This window comes from Afipia sp. GW821-FHT14H12, assembly GCF_058803465.1.
This window is the reverse complement of sequence record NZ_JBXAOZ010000001.1, coordinates 914831-937443: the sequence shown is the minus strand read 5'-3', so window position 1 is coordinate 937443 and position 22613 is coordinate 914831. Positions and strand designations below refer to the sequence as shown.

The following is a 22613-nucleotide window of genomic DNA, read 5'->3' as shown; positions in this document are numbered from 1 at the left end:
GGATGATTTATGAACCTGCGTAATATCGCGATCATCGCGCACGTCGACCATGGCAAGACCACACTGGTGGACAAGCTGCTGCAGCAATCCGGCACCTACCGCGAGAATCAGCGGCAGGTCGAGCGCGCCATGGACTCCAACGACATCGAGCGCGAGCGTGGCATCACCATTCTTGCCAAGTGCACATCGGTGCATTGGGGCGAGACCCAGATCAACATCGTCGACACCCCCGGCCACGCCGATTTCGGCGGCGAGGTTGAGCGCATCCTCTCGATGGTCGACGGCGTCATCGTGCTGGTCGACGCCGCCGAGGGTCCGATGCCGCAGACCAAGTTCGTGGTCGGCAAGGCGCTCAAGCTTGGCCTCAAGCCGATCGTCGCCATCAACAAGGTGGATCGTCCTGACGCGCGCGTCACCGAAGTGCTCAACGAGGTGTTCGACCTGTTCGCAGCGCTCGATGCCACCGACGAGCAGCTCGACTTCCCGATCCTGTACGGCTCGGGCAAGCACGGCTGGATGGGCAACAGCGAAACCGAGAACGACAAGGGCATGAAGCCGTTGTTCGAACTGGTCATCAAACATGTCGCGCCGCCGGTGGTTGAGGAAGGCCCGTTCCGCCTGCTCGGCACCATTCTCGAAGCCAACCCCTATCTCGGCCGCATCATCACCGGCCGCATCGCGTCGGGTTCGGTGAAGCCGAACCAGAACGTCAAGGTGCTGTCGCGCGACGGCAAGACGGTGGAAACCGGCCGCATCTCAAAAATTCTCGCGTTCCGTGGCCTCGAGCGCCAGCCGGTTGAGCTCGCCGAAGCCGGCGACATCGTTGCCATCGCGGGTCTGTCCAAGGGCACTGTCGCCGACACCTTCTGTGATCCGACCGTAGAGATGCCGATCCAGGCGCAGCCGATCGATCCGCCGACCGTGTCGATGACCTTCATGGTCAACAACTCGCCGCTGGCGGGCACCGAAGGCGACAAGGTCACGAGCCGCCTGATCCGTGACCGCCTGTTGCGCGAGGCCGAAGGCAACGTCGCGCTGCGCGTCGTCGAGGCTGCCGACAAGGATTCGATGGAAGTGTCCGGCCGTGGCGAATTGCAGCTCGCCATTCTGATCGAGAACATGCGCCGCGAAGGATTTGAGCTTTCCGTCTCGCGCCCGCGCGTGGTGCTGACCAAGGATGAGAACGGTCAGTTGCTGGAGCCGGTCGAAGAAGTCGTCATCGACGTCGACGAGGAATTCTCCGGCGTCGTCGTGCAGAAGATGAGCGAGCGGAAGGCCGAGCTGATCGAGATGCGGCCCTCCGGCGGCAATCGTTTGCGGCTGGTGTTCTACGCGCCGACCCGCGGCCTGATCGGCTACCAGAGCGAGCTTCTGACCGACACCCGTGGCACCGCGATCATGAACCGCCTGTTCCACAACTACCTGCCTTACAAGGGCGATATCCAGGGCCGCCGCAATGGCGTGCTGATCTCCAACGAGCAGGGCGAAGCCGTGGCCTACGCGATGTTCAAGCTGGAAGATCGCGGCCCGATGATGATCGAGCCCGGCTGGAAGGTCTACAAGGGCATGATCGTCGGCGAACACACGCGCGAGAACGATCTCGAGATCAACGTGCTCAAGGGCAAGCAGCTCACCAACATCCGCACCACCTCGAAGGACGAGGCCGTGCGCCTCACGCCGCCGATCAAGATGACGCTGGAAAAGGCGCTGTCCTATATCGAGGACGACGAACTGGTGGAGATCACGCCGAAGTCGATCCGGCTGCGCAAGCGCCACCTCGACCCGAACGAGCGCAAGCGCGCCGAGAAGCAGAAGGAAGCTCTCGCGAGCTGATCGCCTTCCTCACTGCGAATATTCCTGAAGTGCCCGGCCTTGTGCCGGGCATTTTCGTCTCATACGTCCAGGGCATCTCACCGGTTCCGCCCCATGTCACTTCCCTCTCATATCGATGTCGCGATCATCGGCGCAGGTGCGGCCGGGCTTGGCGCGGCGCATGCGTTGCAAGGCTCCGGCCAATCGACACTTGTTCTGGAAGCGAGGGACCGGATCGGCGGGCGCTCGCAGACCATTTCTCTCCCCAACAATGTGATCTTCGATGTCGGATGCGGCTGGCTGCATTCCGCCGACAAGAACCCGTTCGTGGCGATCGCGGAGAAACTCGGTTTCGCCATCAACAGACATCGCCCGCCATGGCAGCAGCAGACCTTCGACGCCGGTTTCCCGCGCGCGGAGCGCGAGGACTTCATTGCTGCGATGAACGATTTCTTCGAGCGCGCAGAAGATGCCGCCGACAAATCCGACCGTCCGGCGAGCGATGTCCTCATTCCCGGCAATCGCTGGAACGCACAGATCGATGCGGTGTCGACCTACATCAACGGCTGCGAACTCGATCAGGTCTCGATCCACGACATGGCGGCGTATGAGGATACCGAGATCAACTGGCGTGTGGCCAAGGGTTACGGCGCGCTGATCGCGGCCTATGGCGCGGTCTGCAATCTCGCGCTCGGCACGCGCGTGACGCTGATCGATCATTCAGGCCCGCGTATCATACTGCACACTTCGCGCGGCACGCTCACCACCGACAAGGTGATCATCACGGTCTCGACCGATCTCCTGGCGCAGGAAAAAATCCGCTTCACGCCCGCGCTGCCCGACAAGGTGAATGCCGCTGCCGGGCTGCCGCTCGGGCTCGCCGACAAGGTCATGCTGGCGCTGGCGACGCCGGATGATCTGCCCGCCGACGGCAACCTGCGCGGACGCAGCGGCACTGTGAAAACCGGCGCCTATCATCTGCGGCCGCAGGGCATGGCGTGCATCGAGGGCTATTTCGGCGGCGCTTACGCGCGCGAGCTTGAGGATGCTGGCGACGGCGCGCTGGCGCAGGCGGCAATCGACGAGATCGCGGGCCTGCTCGGCAATGATTTTCGCAAGAAGCTGACGCCGCTGGCATCGTCGCGCTGGGCGCATGACGAATTCGCGCGCGGCTCCTATTCGCACGCGCTGCCCGGACATGCGGGCGACCGCGCCGTGCTGGCGGCACCTGTCGATGGGCGATTGTTCTTCGCGGGCGAAGCCACCTCGCCGAATTTCTTCTCCACCGCCCACGGCGCGCTGGAAAGCGGCTTTCGCGCGGCGAAGGAAGTGATGACGGCTATCGCTTTATTGCGTTCGCGATGATCGAAGCGAGCAGCGCCGTGCTTCCGCTCTCCGCAAGCCAATGCCCTTCGCGCGCATGCGGCGGCAGAATCCTGAACGTCACGCGATCGCCGCCTGTGCGAAACGCATCCGCCATGCGCTTCGACAGCGCTGGTGAAAAATAGGAATCGTTCTCCGCCACCAGCCACGTCACCGGCACGCGCGCGTTTTGCCCGAGCGCCTTGCTTGCCGCGATCAGCTTGTCCGGTGCGCAGACTTCGTTAGGTCGGCCATGCGCATGTCCGCCACGGCCCGGCGCGAATGCGACGATCGTGGCAATCTCGCGCGGATCGCGTTGCGCCAGCGCCAGCGCGCCGAAACCACCGGCTGAATGCCCCACGATCACGGCGCCATTTTTTCGCGCGAAGGATTGCGTGCGCAGAAAATCCAGCGCCATGCCGATCTCGCGGCCCGCGGCCTGCGCGGCACGAAGATAGTCCGGTGCATCGCAGCCGCCCTGGCCTTCGAGATAGGGACCACCGGTTGCGCCATGGCCGGGCCGCTGCGGCACCAGCACCGCGAAGCCGCGCGCCACCAATGCCAAAGCGAGATGCACATAGTCCGGCTGCTGCATCCGTGCGCGCTGGATTTCGTTCTCGACCGACGCATGCGCGATGACCGCGACAGGGAATGGTCCTTCGCCTTGCGGGCGAAGCAGCAGCGCATGCGAGGCGATTGAGGCGTCTGGCGTCGGCACGCGCCACTCCTGCCGCCGTGCAGGCTCGCCTTCAGGCCCGGATGGGCCGAATGCGGGCGTCTGCGCGTTTGCCGCAACCGCCGCCACCGTCAGACCTGCAAGCAATACCGCCCGTGTGATCATGCGCTCCGCCCTGCCGCACTATCGGATTTGCGGCGCGGCGCGCCAAGCCGCCGGTCCAATCGCTTCACCGGCAACAGTGTCCTGTTTCGAGACACGTCACGGGGGCGTGGTGCAAAAACCCCACATGTTAACCGATAATTAACGATAGACCTTGTCGAGCGCCCGGCGAGTTGCTTTGATTATCTTATGAGCACGATCCTGATCGAAGTCCGGCCAGCCCGGACGGCTGACGCGGCCGAGATTGCTGCCACCCATGACGAGGCGTGGCGCTCGGCCTATCAGGGCATTATTCCCGGCGCGGAACTGGAAAAGCTCATCAACCGGCGCGGCCCGCAATGGTGGAACGGCGCCATCCGCAAGGGCAGCCGCGTCAGCGTGCTGTCGTTCGGCGACAAGATCGCGGGCTATGCGAATTATGGCCGCAACCGTGCCCGCAGCCTGCATTTCGACGGCGAAATCTACGAATTGTACCTGCGCCCGGAATTTCAGGGGCTGGGCTTCGGCCGCCGCCTGTTCTCCGCTGCCAAGCGCGACCTGACCCAGAGCGGGCTGAAAAGCATGGTGATCTGGGCGCTGTCGGACAACGATCCGGCGGTCGGCTTCTACCAGAGCCTCGGCGGCCGCATGGTGGCGCGTTCCTCGGAACAGTTCGGCGCCAAGGCGCTCGACAAGGTGGCCTTCGCCTGGGGCAACTGAGCGCCATTTCCCTCGCCCGCAAAAACGACTAAACAGCGCCCATCGGCTGCGCCGTTCGCGGCCTTTATTCCTAATCCAAGGTTATCCATGAATATCGACGCCATTTCGGTGGGTGCCAACCCGCCGCACGAAGTCAATGTCATCATCGAAGTTCCGATCGGCGGCGAGCCGATCAAATACGAACTCGACAAAACCGCAGGCACGCTGGTGGTCGATCGCTTCCTGCACACCGCGATGCGCTACCCCGGCAATTACGGCTTCATCCCGCACACGCTGTCCGAGGATGGCGATCCGTGCGACGTGATCATCACCAACACCCGCGCCATCGTGCCGGGCGCGGTGATGGCGGTACGCCCCGTCGGCGTGCTCTTGATGGAAGACGAGGCTGGTGGCGACGAGAAGATTGTCGCGGTGCCGGTACCGAGGCTGACCAAGCGCTACAATCGCATCAAGACCTACAGCGATCTGCCGGAAATCACGCTGGAGCAGATCCAGCACTTCTTCGAACACTACAAGGATCTCGAGCCCGGCAAATGGGTGAAGATCGTGCGCTGGGGCGGCGCGGAAGAAGCGCAGAAGCTCATTCTCGAAGGCATTGCCCGCGCCAAGAACGAGAAGAAGTAAAAGAAACTATGTGAAGCCTGCGGTCAGACCGCAGGCTTCGGCAGCTTGTGGATAGCGGAGGCCGCGCGCACGGTGTTGACCAAGAGGCACGCCACCGTCATCTGGCCGACGCCACCCGGCACCGGCGTCACCGCGCCCGCCACCTCCATCGCCTCGGCATAGGCGACGTCACCCACAAGACGACTCTTGCCGCCTTCGCCCGGCAGCCGATTGATGCCGACATCGATCACCGTCGCGCCCGGCTTGATCCAGTCGCGCTTCACCATTTCCGGACGCCCAACGGCGGCGAACACCAGATCGGCCTGGCGGCACAACGCGGGCAGATCGCGGGTGCGCGAATGCGCAATGGTCACCGTCGCGTTTTCATTGAGCAGCAACTGCACCAAGGGACGACCCACGAGATTGGAGCGGCCGAGCACGATGGCGTTCATGCCTTCGAGCGAGGCATGTACGGTCTTGGCGAGAATGATGCAGCCGAGCGGCGTGCACGGCGTCAGCGCCGAGAGCCCGCTCGCGAGCCGCCCGGCATTGACCGGGTGCAATCCATCCACGTCCTTCGCCGGATCGATGGCATTGACGATGGTGTTGGCGTCCAGCCCCTTGGGCAATGGCAACTGCACCAGGATGCCGTGAACACTTGGATCGCGGTTGAGTTTGTCGATCAGCGCCAGCACATCGGCCTGCGGCGTGTCGGCGGACAATTTGTGCTCGAACGAGTTCATCCCGGCAGCGTGGGTCTGTTTGGTCTTGCTGCCGACATAGACCTCGCTTGCCGGATCGTTGCCGATCAACACCACGGCGAGACCGGGCGTGAGATTGTGATAGCGCTTCAGCTGCGCCACTTCCGCCGCCACGTCCTCGCGCAGCTTCGCCGCAATCACCTTTCCGTCGATCACACTGGCCGGCATCGATGTCCTTTCAATCCTTGTCGGTTGCGGCGGTTGCAGCCTTCAGGGCCTCGCCGAGTTGTTTGGGGTCGCCCTCGATCGTCAGTTGCTTGACGCGCGAGGTCACGCCGGAGGCGACGCGCACCTTGCTTTTCGGAACGCGGAGCAATTCTGCGAAAAGCTCGGTCACCGCGCGGTTGGCTTCGCCGCCTTCCGCCGCCACCCGCACGCGAACCTTGACGACGGACTTGCCGTTGGCGAGTTCTTCGATGCCATCCACCGCGTCGCGCCCGCCGCGTGGCGTCACCCGCACCGCAACCATGACGCCGTGCGCCGCATAGCGCCAGGGATCCGTCATAGGTCGGCCATCGCCCGCTAACGATCAGATCACGTTCGGGTAGATGTAATAGGTGATGACCCGCTGGAGAAACATGATGATGAGGATGACGATGATTGGCGAGATATCGAGGCCGCCGAAATTCGGCATCATGTTCCGGATCGGCCGCAGCACCGGCTCGGTGATCTTGTAGAGAAATTCCGCGACCGAGGCGACGAACTGGTTTCGCGTATTCACGACGTTGAATGCGATCAGCCAGGAGAGGACGGCGGAGGCGATCAGCAGCCAGACGTAAAGGTCGAGAACGATAAGGACGATATCGAGAACGGCGCGCATGGCGAGTTTTCCAGTTGAAGGCTCCTCATATCGCCTCAGGGGGAACCAAACAAGAGAGCTGGAAGGCCCTGCGGCGGTCCGTGCCACGGCCTTAAATGTGGTCTTTTCAGCCAGATCGGAAGCCCGACCGGAGTTCTTGACTTGGGGTTGGCCCGGACTGTAAATGGCGCCCGTTGCCGGGTTCGACCCACCGGCCGACGGGGCCATAGCTCAGCTGGGAGAGCGCGTCGTTCGCAATGACGAGGTCGGCGGTTCGATCCCGCCTGGCTCCACCAATTCCCTTCCTCCTTCCAGATTGATCCGCGCCGGTATCGACCTGCCTCGCGCCGATGCCGTTTGTCTGGCATCCTGCGCCGGACTTGCCGCACAATGGAGGTTGCCTTGCCGATCGAGCGTTTCCAGTTTCCGGGCGCGGAGGGGCAGCTTCTGTCCGCCGCGCTCGACAGGCCCGAAGGCACGCCCCGCGCCACCGCGCTGTTCGCTCACTGTTTTACCTGCAGCAAGGACAATCTTGCGGCGAGCCGCATTGCCGGCGAGCTGGTGCGGCGCGGCTTCGCGGTGCTGCGGTTCGACTTCACCGGCCTCGGCAACAGCGAGGGCGAATTCGCCAACACGCATTTCTCATCCAACGTCGCGGACCTGATCCGGGCGGCCGACCATCTGCGCGCGGAGCATCACGCGCCCGCTTTGCTGATCGGCCACAGTCTCGGTGGCGCGGCCGTACTGGCGGCGGCGGAACGGATCCCTGAAGCGAAGGCCGTCGTCACCATCGCAGCACCCTCCGATCCCGCTCATGTCGCCGGGCTGTTCAAGGATCACGTCGAGGCCATCCGTGCCGAAGGCGAAGCCGAGGTGTCTCTCGCCGGACGTCCTTTCAAAATCCGGCGCAGCTTCCTTGACGATGTCGCAAGCCAAAACCTCGCCAATCACATCGCCAACCTCAAGCGCGCGCTGCTGATCTTCCATGCGCCGACCGACGACACGGTCGGCATCGAGAACGCCACGCAGATTTTCGTCGCGGCCAAGCATCCCAAGAGCTTCATTTCGCTCGCCGGGGCGGACCATCTGCTGACCAAGCGGGAAGATGCGCTCTACGTCGCCGACATGGTGGCGGCGTGGGCGGAACGCTACCTCGACGCCGCGCCGGTGATCACGGAATCGCTTGCGGACAAGGAAGGCGTCACCGTGCAGGAAACCGGCGAAGGCCGCTTCCAGCAGCTTGTCACGGCCGGCCGTCATACGCTCATCGCCGATGAGCCGGTAGGCGTGGGCGGCCTCGACAGCGGCCCCGGCCCTTACGACCTGCTGCTTGCAGGGTTAGGCGCCTGCACCTCGATGACGATGCGGATGTATGCCGAGCGTAAGGCGCTGCCGCTCGATCGCGTCACCGTGAAACTCAAACATTCGCGCATCTACGCCAAGGACTGCGCGGACTGCGAAACCAGGGACGGCATGATCAGCCGGATCGAGCGTGTCATCACCATCGAGGGCGCGCTCGATGGCGAACAGCGCGGCAAACTGATGGAGATCGCCGATAAATGTCCGGTGCATCGCACGCTGACATCGGAGATCGATATCGTCACAATCGCAGCCGATTGAATCTTAGCGGTGGCGTTGCTGCACTTTCGCGACCGCCGCCAGCACCCATGCGCGCGGAACAAACCGCAGCAACAGCGGAATACTGCGAACAGCGAAGCCTGGCAGCACCACCCGCCGGTTCGCCATCAAACCCTCATATCCGGCACGGGCAACATCAACGGCCGACACCTTCAGCAGTTTCGAATCCATTCCCGGAACGAATCCGGCGCGCGACTGGAATTCGGTCGGCACCGGACCCGGACATAAAGCTGTGACGCGCACACCGCTCTTGCGCAGTTCGGCCCGCATCGCCTCGGTGAAAGAGAGTACGAACGCCTTGGTCGCGTAATACACCGCCATCCCCGGTCCCGGCAGGAAAGCCGCGATCGATGCGACATTCAGAATGCCGCCGCGATGACGGATGATGCTGTCGGCAAAGCGCAGCGTGAGATCAGTCAGCGCGCGGACGTTGAGGTCGATCATCTCAAGCTGCTGCGCACGATCGAGCGTCAGCGCCGCTCCCGCCAGCCCGAAGCCCGCATTGTTGACGAGAATTTCCACTTCGAAACCGAGCGCCGCGACGTCTTCCACCAGCCGCGCGATGGCGCCTTCCGCCGCAAGATCGCAGGCGATGGCGACCGGCTTCTTGGCTCCGGTGGCCGCAACAATTTCCGCCAACTCCGAGAGCCGGTCTGCCCGGCGCGCGACCAGCACACAGGTGTGCCCTTTCGCGGCAAAGATGCGAGTCAACTCAAGCCCAATGCCGGACGACGCCCCGGTAATCAATGTCACGCGCTCGGTCATCCGGGCTTCCGCCTGTCAGGGGTAAAACAGGGGTCAGCTTACGGCGTCGGAATCCAGTGCGCCATCCTGCACCTGCTGGCGCAGATTGACCCGATCGCGGGTGGACACGCCGAGGAGATCAGCGGCACGCCAGATCACGTTTTCCTCGAACTCGCTGACATGGCCGTCGGCATAGACCAGTTCCCACATCATCTCGACGATCCGCAGCCGCCCCTCTTCGCTCACCGAACGCATGATGACGCTGGTGAAATGATAGAGATCGACCGCCTCGCCCTCGACCCGCATGGCATCGCGAACCAGCACGTCAGCGGTTCCGGGATCGAGATTGAAGCGATATTCCAGCAGGGCATGCAGCTTGCGCTTCTCGGCGGCCGACGGCTCGCCATCGAGCGAAATGACATGAATCAGCAGCGCGGTCGCCGCCAGACGATAGTCATCGTCGGCAAAACCGGCTTGTCCCGCCCCCGTGGGAGACACGACATCGGTGATGAACTGGCGCAATCTATCTAGCATCCGGGGTGGTCCTCGAATGGGGAACGGCGTTCTTACCCTATTTCGCGCCGTCTTGTCATTTCATGGCGGGAACATGAAACTCCGGCAATGAAGCCATGTTCCAGGGCTTTCCCGCGCCCGGACAGGCCTTCTGAATCTACGATTCACCGATTAAGACGTATTCTGGCCTCTCCGGTTCGAGCCCCGCCCGCCATGCTGCAAGTCTTTCGAAACCTGACCTGGCGCGAATTGGTGTTCTCGCTGAAGAGTTTCGCGGCGGCCGTCCTGGCACTCTATATTTCGCTGCGGCTCAATTTCTCCCAGCCGATATGGTCGGTCACGACCGTCTATATCGTCAGCCAGCCGCTCGCCGGCATGGTGCTGTCAAAATCAGTTTACCGGGTGCTCGGCACCGTGATCGGCGCCATCGCCTCTCTGGTGTTCGTGGCACTCTTCAACAACAGCCCTGAATTGTTCTGCCTTGCTCTGGCGCTCTGGATTGGGCTCGGCACCACGATCACGATCTATCTGCGCGATGCCCCGCAGGCCTATGTCGGCATGCTGTCGGGTTATTCGGCGGCGATCATCGGACTGCCCGCCGCGCTCGCGCCGGACACCGCCTTCGACTATGCAGTGTCGCGTTGTCTGGAAATCTCCATCGGCATCGGCTGCGCCACGTTGATGCATCATCTGATCTTTCCGCAGCGTGCCGGCGACGCGCTGCGCAGGGCGCTGAACGCGACCTTGCCGAGCATGGCGCGCTGGGCGCAGGACGCGCTGCAAGGCCAGCAGAACGAGATCACCGGTCTGCTCGACCGCCGCCGCATTCTCAACGCCGTGGTGTCGCTGGATTCGCTGCGAGTGTTCGCGATCTTCGATACGCCCGAGATCCGGGTGGTCGACCCGGCGATCCGCCAGCTCGAAGGCAAGTTGCTGGCGCTGCTGGCGATGCTGATGTCGGTATACGATCGTTTCGCCGCGCTGGTGCAGGAGCGCCCCGCCACGGCCGATGCGCTGCGGCCGTTACTGGAGAAGGCGGCAGCACACATGGCGCAATCGGCGGGGGCGAAAACCACAGCCGACGCGCAGGCGGAACGCTTCGACGAGACAGAACTTCACCGCGAGATCGACGCCCATCTGCCGGATATCGCCACCCTGCGCGCCGACACCCGCTCTTTCCTCGTGCGCAGCATGCTGCTGCGGCTCGGCGACGTGCTCGATCTCTGGCGCGATGCGGTCTGGCTGCGCACCCATATCGTCAGCGGGCGCCGCCTTCCCGGCAATCAACCCGCGCCGTCCTTCCGTCCCTACCGCGATCTGTCCGCCGCGCTGCTCGGCGGCGCGATCGCAACATTCGCCGTCTTGTTCGCGAGCGCCTTCTGGATTTTCTCGGCCTGGCCGAACGGCCCGACCGCCGTCACCTTCGCCGCCATCATCTGTGCGATCATGGGTGGCCGCGACAACCCGGCCGCCGCCTCGGCGGTGTTTCTCTGGATGAGCTTCGCCGGCATCGCCATCGCCGCGTTCTATCTGTTCGCGGTGCTGCCGCCGCTGTCCGGATTCATCGCGCTGGCGGTTGCGCTGGCGCCGTTCTACCTTATCGCAGGCGCCTTTCTCGCGGTCCCGCAGGCGGTGCGCTTCACCCTGCCGCTGATCCTGACCGCAGGTGGCCTGATGCCGATCGTCAACACCATGACCTACGACTTCGCCACCTTTTTCAACAGCGCGCTCGGTTATGTCACCGGCATCGCCATCGGTGTCGCTTCGCTCGGGCTGCTCTGGCCGCTGCGGACCGACTGGGCGGTGCAGCGGCTCAAGCAGGGCATGTTTCGCGACCTCACCGCAATCAGCCGGAACGAGCATGCCGACCGCGCTGCGTTCGAGAGCCGGATGTTCGATCGCAACAATGCACTGTTCGCCCGGCTCAATCCGATGAAGGCGGACGAACGCGCAACGATCCAGGGCGGACTCGGCAGCCTTCGCCTCGGGCTGAACGTGATGGTTCTGCACTCGCTGCAGCATCATCTGCCGCCGTCGGCCGCGCGTGTCGTCACCGCGGCTTGCAGGGATATATCGGATTACTTCGCACGCGCCGCGCGCAACCGCGCGGGTAGAACGCCGTTGCCTTCGCTCGGCGCGGCCAGCGCCGAGCTTCTGCATTGCGACGGCAGCGCGGTGACGCTGCGTGCCGCCGAGGCGCTCTACAACATCGACATGCTGATGAAACGGCATGCGGTGTTTTTCGGCCAGCCGCCCAGGGATGAATCTCCACGAATGGAGACGGTGACCGCATGATCAAGGAAATCAACTTCGCAGGCGTGTTGCTGCCGCCCCTGATGGGATATGGACTCGTGGCCGCATTGCTTTGGCTGGCCACGCGCTTTGCGCTGTCGCGCACCGGCCTTTATCGTTTCATCTGGCATCCACCTTTGTTCAATACCGCCCTCTACGTCATTTTGCTCAGCATCGTTGTCGTCGCAACGCTCTAACCGGAAACCGATTTAACTGGAAATGTTGGGATGTCCGAACGCCTGCCGATCCTGCGTCTTTCCGTGACCTTGCTTACCCTCGCCGCTGCGGCGGTCGCGGGCTGGTTCCTGTGGCGTACTTACGAAGACAGTCCATGGACGCGCGACGCACGGGTGCGCGCCAATGTGGTGCAGGTGACGCCGGATGTCTCCGGCGTCGTGATCGACGTCCGCGTCACGGACAACCAGAGCGTCAAGGTGGGCGACGTGTTGTTCGTCATCGACCAGGCACGTTTCCAGCTCGCGCTCTCGAACGCCGAAGCCGCCCTCGCCGGAGCCGAGAGCCTGCGTGACCAGCGGCAGCAGGAATACGAGCGGCGGCAAAGGCTTTCCTCCGCCTCGATCTCGGATGAAGCCCTTGCGCAGGCTCATAGCGCCGCCCTCTCCGCGCAGGCCGCTTACGATCAGGCGCAGGCTGCCCTCAACATCGCCAAGCTCAATCTTGCGCGCACCCAGGTGCGCGCGCCAGTCAACGGTCACGTCACCAACCTGCTGCTCGACAAGGGCGACTACGCCACGGCAGGAAAGGCGATGGTGGCCGTGGTCGACAGCGATTCCTATTACGTCGCCGGCTATTTCGAGGAGACGAAACTGCGCTCGATCCATATCGGCGACGACGTCTCGATCCGGCTTCTCGGCTTCAGCCCCGAATTACGCGGCCATGTCGCAAGCGTTGCGCGCGCCATCACTGACCGTGACAATCTGCCGGGAAGCGAATTGATCGCCAACGTCAATCCGACATTCAACTGGGTGCGGCTTGCGCAACGTATTCCGGTGCGCATCGCAATCGATTACGTGCCACCAGACATCACACTGAGCGCCGGCATGACGGCGACCGTGGTGGTGACGGGCTCCGGCGAAGCGAAGCGCGCGTCATCCAAGGCCCCGTGAGCGATTTAGTCGCTCGTTCAGCACGACAAACTTGCCGTTGGCGCAAATCTTCTTCCGGACCATCAGATCTCCCGCAACGGCGCCACGGGCGCGTTTGTAAGCAGACCGAGTTACGAAGCCCGTTTATTCTAATCTCACTTCCTCAGTTGGAGTGTGGCTTCTCATCTATCGATGGGCTTACCGCCGCACGTCCTCGCGCGGAAAGATGAGCGACCGGCAAATGCCAGCGGTATCGGATCGCCATGAAGCGAAGACCGAAGCACAAAGCACCGCCAGCGAACGCCGAGGCGGCATAGGGGAAACCCAGTAAATGACCGACGACCACGATGGAGGCGCCAGCCAGTGCTGCAACGGCGTACAGATCGGAACGCAGTACCTGCGGAATCTCGGTGAGGAGAACGTCCCGCATCATGCCGCCACCGATGCCGGTTAGCATGCCCAAGAGAGCAGCCATGACCGGGCTCAACCCGAACGCGATCGCCTTTTGCGCACCAGCTACGGCAAAGAATGACAGTCCTACCGCGTCAAATATGAGCACGGGAGTGCGGAGCCGATCGACGCCCGCATAAGAGAAGAAGGTAATGAGCCCGGCCAGGGCAGAAACCAGCAAATACCTGCCATCGGTCAAGGCGGCCGGCGGCACTGCGCCGATCAGTAAATCGCGGGTAATTCCACCAAAATTCCCCGCAACAAAAGACAAGACGAGGATGCCGAAAATGTCGAGCCGGCGATTGACTGCGGCAACGGCCCCGCTAATTGCGAAAACAAATGTGCCGCCCAAATCAAGAGTATGCACGAAGGTTTCGATGGCGATCATGGCAGCTCCGTTCCCGAAAGCTTACCGTATCGAGCCGGGCCTACGAAGTGATAACCAGGATAAATTTAACCGTTGGCCACCAGTTGGACACCACCCACAACGCATTCGGTGTCCAGCTGATGCAAATAATTTAGCCTGTACCAAGCCAGGCTAGCGCGCCCACGACCAGGGCTTCGACGCCAGTCTCCATAGTGGGATGCAGGACTGGCGCGAATTGTGGGCTGTGATTGACCGGTAGTTCGTTCAGCTTACCTGCCGCCTTTGCCTCGGCATAAGTCTTGGGATCATTGCCACCCACAAACCAGAACACCGATGGCACCTGCCACGCGGTGCCGAAGCAGCCGAAATCCTCGCTCGCCGGCGCAGGGCCGGTATGCCTCACTCGGTCGGGAGAAAAGTAGTTACGGAATGCCTCGGCGATACGGTTGCTCGCAGCCTCGTCGTTCACATTGAGTGGATAGCGGTCGAGCGGCGTGATCTCCGGCTTACGCGGGGCACCAGAGGCTTCAGCCTCGGCAATCACGATCCGCTCGATGGCCTCAAGGACGTGCTTGCGTACGCTGGCATCGAAGGTCCGAACATTGAGTTTAATGATGGCGTCGTCGGGGATGACGTTCTCCTTCGTGCCAGCCTGCAACACGCCGACCGTCACCACCGCAGCGTCGGTAGCGGCAACCTCGCGGGACACGATTGTCTGGAGCCGCAGGACGATAGATGCCGCCATGACGACCGGATCGATGCTGGCCTGTGGCATCGATCCATGCGCGCCACGCCCGAATAGCCGGATTTGCAGGCTGTCCGCCGCAGAAGTGATCGGCCCCGCGCTTCCAGCGACAGTACCAGCAGGGCCGACCATGACGTGCTGGCCAAGCACGACATCGGGTGCGGGAAAGCGTTTAAGCAGACCGTCATCGATCATGGCTTGCGCACCTTGCGCGGTTTCCTCGCCTGGCTGGAAGACGGCCATTAATGTGCCCTTCCAGGCATTGCGGACCTGCGATAGCAGTGTTGCTGCACCGACCAGCCACGCGACATGCATATCGTGGCCGCACATGTGGCCCACTGGCACGCTATTTCCCTCAGCATCAATCGCTGTGATCTTGCTGGCATAGGCAAGGCCGGTGTTTTCTGCGATCGGCAGCGCGTCCATGTCCGCGCGCAGCATCACCGTTGGCCCTTCGCCGTTGCGGAGCAGCCCAACGACACCCGTCTTACCCACTCCGGCTGTCACTTCGTAGCCAGCCTTCTTCAGTCTATCGGCGGCAATACCCGACGTTCGCGTCTCCTGCATCGACAATTCGGGGTGGGAGTGGACGTCCTTATAGAGCGCCTCGAGATCGGGTAGCAGTTTGCTCAGGTCTCGTAGGACGACTGAAGCTCCTTGAAGCGAAGCCTGCGTGGCCATGACAATCTCCGATCAAGCTGCTCTTCTCTGGCGTGAGAGTGAAGGATAATCACGCGCCCCAACTGCAACCGCAAGGTCGACCATAAACCGGATCCCGCAATCGGATAAGGACGGTCATTCTCTCGGAAGCGGGCAGCCTTATGGCAGGCTCTGTCGGTGTCGAAGCACAATCAAGATGACAGGCGGCTTGAATAGGGAAACAATCGCACGGCGTATAATCCGGTCGCAGCGGACTGCCTCGTTTACGGAAGAGGAGGAACCCATGACCACGCATAAGGTAGGCTATCTCATCGGCAGCCTCGCCAAGGGCTCAATCAATCGCAAGCTCGCCCAGGCGCTGTCACGGCTCGCCCCGCCGGAACTTGAGATGTCGGAGATTTCGTTCAAGGATCTGCCGATATACAGCTATGATTATGACGCTAACTATCCCCCGGCCGGCAAGGCTTTCAAGGATGCCATCGCGGCTGTCGATGCCGTGCTGTTCGTCACTCCCGAGTACAATCGTTCAATACCCGGCGGGCTGAAGAATGCGATCGACTGGGCCAGCCGCCCCTATGGCACCAATTCGTTCGCGCACAAGCCTTCGGCGGTCATCGGAACATCTCCGGGCTCAATCGGAACCGCCGTTGCCCAGCAGAACCTGCGTAGTGTACTCGGCTTCTGTAACTCGCCCCAGATGAACGCCCCCGAGGCCTATATCCAGTTCACACCGGGCCTCATCACCGACAATGGGGAAGTTACGAACGACAGCACTGCTGAATTTCTTCGCAACTTCATGCGGGAGTTCCATACATTCATCGCACGGGTTCGGTCTGTACTGCCGAAGGATGCGTAGCGCATACCCGTTGTCGAAAAGCCGTCACACTGGAGGTGGCTTCCGAGCCTTTTCTTCTGTCAGGGCCACGTATGACAACCCCGGCATGGCACCAAAATATTATTGGCGAGCATCAACAACGGTAACCACCGTGTAACCACGACTGCCGGTCTGCACGGCCAATGCCACGCGCTGCAATCCCGGATTGCACGGGAGTACGCTCCCGTTACCATCCAGACCAATTTTTGATTGTGAGGAAGGTGGTGCCGCAAGAGGGACTCGAACCCCCGACCCCGTCATTACGAATGACGTGCTCTACCAACTGAGCTATTGCGGCGAACCCTGATCGCTGGCCGGAATCCGGTGCGAACAGGCGCGTGTTTATCGGTCGCAGCCCGGTTTTGCAAGATTTCCGGGCCGGTTTAGCCGCCAGGTCAGCCCCCAAGCCGCGACACGAATCCCCGCCAGCCGCCGGGCTGACGGTCATGGGCGGCATCCGGATCATCCGAAAAATCGTCCTCGGGAACACCCGGATCGTCGGGCGCGCGCACCAGCGGAATAATGGCGGACGGCGCGGGGCTGCGGGCCTCACCTGCCGGACGCGCCCGGAACACCGGCGGGGCCACATTGTCCGGCTTGACCGGCGCGGGGGCTGCTTCCACGGGTGCCTTTTCGACAGCGGGTTCTGGCTCGGCGGGGGCGACTTTCGATTCGATCGCGACGGAGGCCGGCTCAGGCAGCTTTTCCGGAAGATGGGACGCTTCCGCCGCGACGTCCACATGATCGGAGGTCAGGGCCGCCACCGGCGTGACCCACTGGAAGGCATCGAGCCGTCCGGTGACCGGCGACACCGGCCGCCAGCGATCCGACACATAGCCGTCCGCCGTCCACGCCGGATCGGGTGCTGCGCGCACCGCACGCGCCGTCCATTCACGGGCGCGGCCTTCATCATGATTTCCGGCACGCTCAAGCTCCGCCATCAACAGCGCCACGCGTTGCGTCATGGTTGTGAGCAGCGGCGCGAGCGCTTCGCGCGCACGGCCGAATTCGCTCGCCTCGATCGCGGCGCGCGCAATCGCAAGCCGGCTCTCGCGATGATCGGGCGCCTTCTGTGCAAGGAGCTCGACGCGGGCAAGGCGTTCGCGCGCGGAATCGCCGAGCCGGACATGCGCGTAAGCATCGGCAAGATCGGGATGCGGGTTGGCATTCCACGCCACTTCGATGGTGCGCATGGCGCGGCGAACCTGATTGTCCTCGCTGTAGAACTTTGCGGCCAATACAGCAGCAGGCACGAGTTGCGGCGCGAACTTGATCGCCTCCATCGCGCTCTTGCGCGACAGATCGCGATCGCGTTCCTCCAGCTCGAGCGCACGCGCCGTCAGCAGCACGCCCCGCTGGCGGCGATACGGCGCGTTCTCGATCAGGCTTGCCGAATAATTGCTGTCGAGGAGAGCAAGCGCGCCGTCCCAATCGCTTTGCGCGCAGCGGAAGCAGAGCACCGCATGCGAGGCCCAGGGCGAACTCGGTGCGATCTTCAGGGCCTCTTCCGCCATCGCGACCGCCGTATGAAGATCGTCGTTGCGTTGCGCCTCGATGAAAAGCCCGCGCAGGCCGAGAAGGCGCATGTCCTGCCGCTCGGCCATCGCATGGAACGCGTGCTGTGCGCCGGGGCGATCACCCTCCAGTTGCGCGGTCTGCGCCTGCAACAGCAACGTCAGCGGATCATGCTCCGCCAGCCGCTTCGCCGTTCCCGCATGACGATGCGCGAGCGATGAATCGCCGGTGCCGACGGCGATCAAGCCTTGCGTGATGGCGTGACGCGCCTTGGCCTCGCGCTTCTCGTGCCGGTAACGGCGCAACCGCGCAGGCGTCTTCCAGAATGCACGAACAATCGTCCATACCAGAATCGCCGCGATGACAAGGATGAGGGCGAGGAGCGCAAGAACCGGGAGCGAGGTCTCGGCCCGCCAGCCGTTCCACGACAGAACAACGCCGCCGCTCTGATCGGCGACCCATGTCGCGCCCAGCGCCGCCACCGTCAGCAGGATCAGGAAGGAGAAGATGCGAACCATACGGATTCCGATCGCAACGCTACATCAATGGGACGATGACGGCAGCGCCGCCGTCGCGGCCTGATTGAAGGCACGCGAAGCCGCAAGCGCGGCCGCGCGCGCATGAACCTTGTCGATCCAGCCCTGCAACACGCCGCGATCATGCTCCGGCAATTGCGCGACGATCTTTTGCGCCTCCTGCAGATCGCTGCGTTCCGCCGCCGTCTTCGCGCGCGACAGCAACGCCGCGCGATCCGAGCCTGCGTCATCGATCCGCGTCACGCGCACGAGATGCGCGGCGCTGTTGCGCAAGCGGTCGAGCCATCCGCTCGCCGCCGGCGCACTCTCGCGCTTGGCCTCAAGACGCGGCAATTGCGCCAGCAATTCGCGGCTCAAGGCGTCGGCACCCGGCACGCCGGTCGCGGCAAAGGCCTCAAGCGGCTTCAGCGTATCGACCGCACCGTCACCAAACCGCGCGGCGGTGGCCAGCGCTGTCGCATAGGGAAGGCCCTGCTGCACGGTCTGATCGAGCGCGGAGGCCGCGAGTGCGCGGCGCAGCGCGGTATCGTCCGGCAGCTTCGGCGCAGCAGGCTTCGCTGCCGCCGCCGCTTCAGCACCAGCGGCGACAAGCTGCTGTTCGAGCTTCGAGAGACGGCCTTCGATGCCGGACATATCCGGCGCGGATGCGGCCTTCTCGGCAGGCGCTGCCGATGCAGCGGCCTTTTCCAGAGCCGCGATCTTGGCGGACGCATCCTGCACCTGCTGGCGCAGCGCCGTCACATCCTTGCGGATCGTGGTCAGCGACGTATCGAGCGCATCGAGGCGTTTCGTCAGCGCGCTGACATCGACAGGCGCGGCCGGCTTGTCTTCGAGGTTGGTTACGCGCGTATTCAGATTTTCGATGGTTGACGTCTGCGCGGGAGGAATGTCCGGATCGGAATTGCCCGGCGAGATAACATTCCACAAGCCGCTCACCAGCAGCGCCACCACGGCGGCGCTGAACATTGCGGCCAGAATGATCCGCGACGGCACGACGGCCGCCGGGGCCGCGGCCTCTCCCGACTCAGATTTGTCTTTCGATGAACGCCCGCCGCCGAAGCGGGCGCGCCAGCCAGCCCGCGGCTTGTCTGCCTCGACTTTCTCTTCAGCGCCGGGCGTGGTGTCGGTCACCTCGGAGGGATCAAGATCAATGGTCGGCGCGGCACGCTTGCGGGCGGCGGCCTCGTCGGTCTCACGCTGATCGTCGTCTGTGGCCATGGTCCGCCCGGTTTTCCTATCCTTTACCAGATTTGGCCGCGCGCCGCTTCACCGGAATCGCCCGATAAAGCGTCTCGAAGATTGCATTTTCGTCAGGTGACGCCGCGGCCAGCACCCGCGACGCACCGGCTTCGCGCAACACCGCAGCCACCACATCCGAAATACAGCATTGCGGCAAGGCCAGCGCGGAAATCTCCAGCCCCGCAGCTTTCACCGCGCCGACAAACGATTGCGCGCTGCGCCGCGAGTAATGCAGCACGGCCTCGACGTCGCCAGCGCCAAAGGCCGCCTCGACGGCCTCCGAAAAATGCACGAGCGGCGTCATCCGATAGGTTGTCAGCGTGGTGACGTTATACCCGCGCGTACCCAAATCCGTTCCCAGATCGCGGCTGAGGTCGGCGCCCGCGAGATAGCAAATCTGACCCGAGCCACGCAGCCGCGCCTCCACCAGTTCGCAAAGGGCCACAGCATCACCGGACGCGCTTTCGACATCGCAAAAGCCGAAGGCACGGGCGGCCTCCGCGGTGGCATCGCCGACGGCAAACACCTTCGTGTCGCGCAACCGCTCCAGCAGCGGCTGCCCGACGATGCCGCGCAAGGCATTCGCGCTGGTGACGATGACCGCATTATAATGTGCATCCGGCTCGTCGCGGATGGCGATCGGCTCGAACCGCAGCGCGGGCGACAGCAAAACGCCGTATCCGGCCTCGCGCAGGGCCGCCGCGGTCGCCTCGTTGTCCGGAAAAGGCCGCATCACCAGTATCGCCATTCATACCTCAATCTGCGGAACCCACTTTTACCGGACGCCCGCTAATGCTACCCGAGAACCAAGCAGAACGCCGCTTTGGCGGTAAACGCAAGTGCTCCGGCCGATCCACCCGGCGACATGGCTTACACTTGGCTTGAAGGCTGATTTTGGCGCAAGACTCCGCAATGCTGGTTTTGGGAATAGAGACGACCTGCGACGAAACCGCAGCCGCCGTGATCGAACGCCATGCGGACGGTTCGGGCCGGATTCTTTCCAATATCGTACGCTCCCAAATCGCCGAACATGCGCCGTTCGGCGGCGTGGTGCCGGAAATCGCGGCGCGCGCCCATGTCGAAATGCTCGACGTGCTGGTTGAAAAAGCCATGACCGAGGCAGGCGTTGAATTTTCGCAACTCGACGGCGTGGCCGCGGCGGCCGGTCCGGGGTTGATCGGTGGCGTCATCGTCGGCCTCACCACCGCCAAGGCTATCGCGCTTGTGCACGACACGCCATTGATCGCGGTCAATCATCTCGAAGCGCATGCGCTGACGCCGCGCCTCACGGTGCCGCTGGCGTTTCCCTACTGCCTGTTTCTCGCCTCCGGCGGCCACACCCAGATCGTCGCCGTACTGGGCGTCGGCGAATATGTCCGGCTCGGCACCACGGTCGACGATGCGATGGGCGAAGCTTTCGACAAGGTCGCGAAAATGCTCGACCTGCCCTATCCCGGCGGGCCGCAGGTAGAGCGCGCCGCGCGCGACGGCGACCCGGAGCGGTTTTCATTTCCGCGCCCGATGCTCGGACGGAAAGATGCGAATTTCTCGCTGTCCGGGCTGAAGACCGCCGTGCGCAACGAGGCCTCGCGGCTTGAACCGCTCGAGCCGCAGGACGTCGCCGATCTGTGCGCGGGTTTTCAGGCCGCGGTGCTCGAATCCACCGCCGACCGGATTCGCTCAGGCCTGAGATTGTTTCGCGAACAGTTCGGCGCGCCGCGCGCGCTGGTCGCGGCCGGCGGCGTCGCCGCCAATGTCGCGATCCGCAACGCGCTGCAGGAAATCGCCGCCAACGACCAGATCACCATGATCGTGCCGCCGCCGCAGCTTTGCACCGACAACGGCGCGATGATCGCATGGGCGGGGGCGGAGCGGCTCGCGCTCGGCCTCACCGACGCCATGGCGGCGCCGCCGCGTGCGCGCTGGAAACTAGACGAAGCCACCGAGACACCGACAAAATTCATCAACACCCGCGCGCGGCATTGACGCGGCGCCGCGAAACTGTTCCTCAATCGCACTCCACACAACGCCAAAGCAGGCTCATGGCACCCTTCAACACCATCTCGGTCATCGGCGCAGGCGCATGGGGCACGGCGCTGGCCAACGCCTGCGCGCGCGCGGGCCGCGCGGTGACGCTGTTTGGCCGCGACGCGGCCGCGCTCGATGTGGTGAAACAGAGCCGAGAGAACCCGCGCCTGCCCGGCATCAAGCTCGATCAGGCCATCCAATTGACCGGCCATCTCGGAGACAGCGCGAAGGCCGATATTCTTCTGCTGGTCACACCGGCGCAAAGCCTGCGCGCAGCGATGACGGGGCTTGCGCCATACGTCACGCAAGGAACGCCCGTCGTGATCTGCGCCAAGGGCATCGAGCGCGGCACCCATAAATTCATGACCGAGATCGCAGCGGAAGTGTTGCCGCAAGCACGGCCCGCGATTCTGTCGGGTCCGAGTTTCGCCAGCGACGTCGCACGCGGCCTGCCGACGGCGGTGACGCTCGCCGCGGCGGAGGAATCGCTTGCCGTCGCATTGACGCATGCGCTCGGCTCGCCATCGTTGCGGCCCTACCACACCACCGACGTGCGCGGCGTCGAGATCGGCGGCGCGGTGAAGAACGTACTGGCGATCGCGGCAGGCATTGCCGCCGGCAAACAGCTCGGCGCGTCGGCGCTTGCCGCGCTGACCACGCGCAGCTTCGCTGAGCTGATGCGCTTCGGCCTCGCCTGCGGTGCGCGCAGCGAGACGATTTCGGGCTTGTCCGGTCTCGGCGATTTGATCCTGACATGCTCGAGCCCGCAGTCGCGCAACTTCGCCTTCGGCATGGCGCTCGGGCGTGGCGAAACATTTTCTCCCGGCATCCTGAGCGAAGGGCAATTCACCGCGCCGGTGCTGATCGAGATCGCGCGTGACAAGAAAATCGAAATGCCGGTGGCGCAGGCGGTCGCGCATGTGCTTGGCGGCGCGATCACGATCAACGAGGCGATCGAGATGCTGCTGACCCGCCCCTTCAAGGCGGAAGGATAGGCAATCTCGATTGCTACCATCGCTTTTGCTCATCGGC

The 22613-nt window shown here is 63.4% G+C and carries 22 protein-coding genes and 2 tRNA genes; 12 read left to right on the top strand and 12 right to left on the bottom strand.

The window, feature by feature from the left end; genetic code table 11:
* Nucleotides 1-9: 9 nt before the first annotated feature.
* On the top strand, nt 10-1833 hold the full coding sequence (typA, locus tag AC1RNA_RS04640) for a translational GTPase TypA (protein WP_009338484.1): 1824 nt from the start codon (nt 10-12) through the stop codon (nt 1831-1833).
* Nucleotides 1834-1926: 93 nt separating this feature from the next.
* Nucleotides 1927-3177, top strand: coding sequence for a flavin monoamine oxidase family protein (locus AC1RNA_RS04635; protein WP_009338485.1), 1251 nt, complete (start codon nt 1927-1929; stop codon nt 3175-3177).
* On the opposite strand, the gene AC1RNA_RS04630 is transcribed toward AC1RNA_RS04635, so the two are convergent.
* Nucleotides 3152-4015, bottom strand: a complete 864-nt coding sequence (locus AC1RNA_RS04630) for an alpha/beta hydrolase family protein (protein WP_009338486.1) — start codon at nt 4013-4015, stop codon at nt 3152-3154. The two genes, AC1RNA_RS04635 and AC1RNA_RS04630, sit on opposite strands and share 26 nt — an antisense overlap.
* A gap of 186 nt (nt 4016-4201) precedes the next feature.
* Between AC1RNA_RS04630 and AC1RNA_RS04625 the strand changes: the two genes are divergently transcribed.
* Nucleotides 4202-4711 carry a GNAT family N-acetyltransferase gene (locus AC1RNA_RS04625; RefSeq protein ID WP_009338487.1) on the top strand — a complete coding sequence of 170 codons (510 nt, stop codon included), beginning with the start codon at nt 4202-4204 and terminating at the stop codon, nt 4709-4711.
* Between the two features lie 87 nt (nt 4712-4798).
* On the top strand, nt 4799-5335 hold the full coding sequence (gene ppa / locus AC1RNA_RS04620) for an inorganic diphosphatase (RefSeq protein WP_009338488.1): 537 nt from the start codon (nt 4799-4801) through the stop codon (nt 5333-5335).
* 23 nt (nt 5336-5358) lie between these two features.
* Here ppa and folD read toward each other — a convergent pair whose 3' ends face one another.
* From folD to AC1RNA_RS04605, 3 genes are read right to left on the bottom strand one after another with little or no spacing between them, the layout of a single operon-like run.
* The gene (gene folD, locus AC1RNA_RS04615) at nt 5359-6243 is read right to left on the bottom strand and encodes a bifunctional methylenetetrahydrofolate dehydrogenase/methenyltetrahydrofolate cyclohydrolase FolD (RefSeq protein WP_492950409.1); all 885 of its coding nucleotides are present in this window, start codon (nt 6241-6243) and stop codon (nt 5359-5361) included.
* Nucleotides 6244-6253: 10 nt separating this feature from the next.
* The gene (locus AC1RNA_RS04610; RefSeq protein ID WP_009338490.1) at nt 6254-6580 is read right to left on the bottom strand and encodes a DUF167 domain-containing protein; all 327 of its coding nucleotides are present in this window, start codon (nt 6578-6580) and stop codon (nt 6254-6256) included.
* A gap of 24 nt (nt 6581-6604) precedes the next feature.
* Nucleotides 6605-6895, bottom strand: coding sequence for a YggT family protein (locus tag AC1RNA_RS04605; protein ID WP_009338491.1), 291 nt, complete (start codon nt 6893-6895; stop codon nt 6605-6607).
* A gap of 199 nt (nt 6896-7094) precedes the next feature.
* Here AC1RNA_RS04605 and AC1RNA_RS04600 point away from each other — a divergent pair.
* Nucleotides 7095-7170: transfer RNA gene (locus AC1RNA_RS04600), tRNA-Ala, on the top strand.
* Between the two features lie 106 nt (nt 7171-7276).
* Nucleotides 7277-8494, top strand: coding sequence for a bifunctional alpha/beta hydrolase/OsmC family protein (locus AC1RNA_RS04595; RefSeq protein WP_492950408.1), 1218 nt, complete (start codon nt 7277-7279; stop codon nt 8492-8494).
* 3 nt (nt 8495-8497) lie between these two features.
* On the opposite strand, the gene AC1RNA_RS04590 is transcribed toward AC1RNA_RS04595, so the two are convergent.
* On the bottom strand, nt 8498-9277 hold the full coding sequence (locus AC1RNA_RS04590; RefSeq protein ID WP_492950407.1) for an SDR family NAD(P)-dependent oxidoreductase: 780 nt from the start codon (nt 9275-9277) through the stop codon (nt 8498-8500).
* Nucleotides 9278-9310: 33 nt separating this feature from the next.
* Nucleotides 9311-9790 (bottom strand): tellurite resistance TerB family protein, encoded by a 480-nt coding sequence (locus AC1RNA_RS04585; RefSeq protein ID WP_492950406.1) that lies wholly within the window; start codon nt 9788-9790, stop codon nt 9311-9313.
* A 192-nt stretch (nt 9791-9982) separates the two neighbouring features.
* Here AC1RNA_RS04585 and AC1RNA_RS04580 point away from each other — a divergent pair, with 192 nt between their 5' ends.
* Genes AC1RNA_RS04580 through AC1RNA_RS04570 form a run of 3 tightly spaced genes read left to right on the top strand, consistent with a single transcriptional unit; the run spans nt 9983 to nt 13188 of the window.
* A complete protein-coding gene (locus tag AC1RNA_RS04580) occupies nt 9983-12064 on the top strand; it encodes an FUSC family protein (RefSeq protein WP_492950405.1) in 2082 nt (693 codons plus the stop codon).
* On the top strand, nt 12061-12258 hold the full coding sequence (locus tag AC1RNA_RS04575; RefSeq protein WP_009338496.1) for a DUF1656 domain-containing protein: 198 nt from the start codon (nt 12061-12063) through the stop codon (nt 12256-12258). Before AC1RNA_RS04580 ends, AC1RNA_RS04575 begins: the two co-directional genes overlap by 4 nt.
* Nucleotides 12259-12288: 30 nt before the next feature.
* Complete coding sequence (locus AC1RNA_RS04570) at nt 12289-13188, top strand: efflux RND transporter periplasmic adaptor subunit (RefSeq protein WP_492950404.1); 900 nt, start codon at nt 12289-12291, stop codon at nt 13186-13188.
* Between the two features lie 142 nt (nt 13189-13330).
* Here the strand turns inward: AC1RNA_RS04570 and AC1RNA_RS04565 are convergent, their stop codons facing one another.
* Both AC1RNA_RS04565 and AC1RNA_RS04560 read right to left on the bottom strand, forming a co-directional pair.
* Entirely contained in the window at nt 13331-14005 is a 675-nt protein-coding gene (locus AC1RNA_RS04565; protein ID WP_492950403.1) for a trimeric intracellular cation channel family protein, read from the bottom strand.
* 130 nt (nt 14006-14135) lie between these two features.
* On the bottom strand, nt 14136-15410 hold the full coding sequence (locus AC1RNA_RS04560) for a M20 family metallopeptidase (RefSeq protein ID WP_492950402.1): 1275 nt from the start codon (nt 15408-15410) through the stop codon (nt 14136-14138).
* Nucleotides 15411-15672: 262 nt separating this feature from the next.
* On the opposite strand from AC1RNA_RS04560, the gene AC1RNA_RS04555 reads away from it, so the two are divergent.
* Nucleotides 15673-16245: an NADPH-dependent FMN reductase gene (locus tag AC1RNA_RS04555; RefSeq protein ID WP_492950401.1), complete on the top strand. Its 573-nt coding sequence runs from the start codon at nt 15673-15675 to the stop codon at nt 16243-16245.
* A 240-nt stretch (nt 16246-16485) separates the two neighbouring features.
* Here AC1RNA_RS04555 and AC1RNA_RS04550 read toward each other — a convergent pair.
* From AC1RNA_RS04550 to AC1RNA_RS04535, 4 genes are all read right to left on the bottom strand, one after another.
* Nucleotides 16486-16561, bottom strand: a tRNA-Thr gene (locus tag AC1RNA_RS04550).
* A 97-nt stretch (nt 16562-16658) separates the two neighbouring features.
* Nucleotides 16659-18296 (bottom strand): heme biosynthesis protein HemY, encoded by a 1638-nt coding sequence (locus AC1RNA_RS04545; protein WP_492950400.1) that lies wholly within the window; start codon nt 18294-18296, stop codon nt 16659-16661.
* 24 nt (nt 18297-18320) lie between these two features.
* Complete coding sequence (locus AC1RNA_RS04540; protein ID WP_492950399.1) at nt 18321-19532, bottom strand: COG4223 family protein; 1212 nt, start codon at nt 19530-19532, stop codon at nt 18321-18323.
* A 16-nt stretch (nt 19533-19548) separates the two neighbouring features.
* Nucleotides 19549-20301 carry a uroporphyrinogen-III synthase gene (locus AC1RNA_RS04535; protein ID WP_492950398.1) on the bottom strand — a complete coding sequence of 251 codons (753 nt, stop codon included), beginning with the start codon at nt 20299-20301 and terminating at the stop codon, nt 19549-19551.
* Between the two features lie 164 nt (nt 20302-20465).
* Between AC1RNA_RS04535 and tsaD the strand changes: the two genes are divergently transcribed.
* Together tsaD and AC1RNA_RS04525 are read left to right on the top strand one after the other, a co-directional pair.
* Entirely contained in the window at nt 20466-21539 is a 1074-nt protein-coding gene (gene tsaD / locus AC1RNA_RS04530) for a tRNA (adenosine(37)-N6)-threonylcarbamoyltransferase complex transferase subunit TsaD (RefSeq protein WP_492950397.1), read from the top strand.
* Entirely contained in the window at nt 21536-22576 is a 1041-nt protein-coding gene (locus AC1RNA_RS04525) for an NAD(P)H-dependent glycerol-3-phosphate dehydrogenase (protein WP_492950396.1), read from the top strand. The genes tsaD and AC1RNA_RS04525 overlap by 4 nt, the downstream gene beginning before the upstream one ends.
* Nucleotides 22577-22613: the final 37 nt, after the last annotated feature.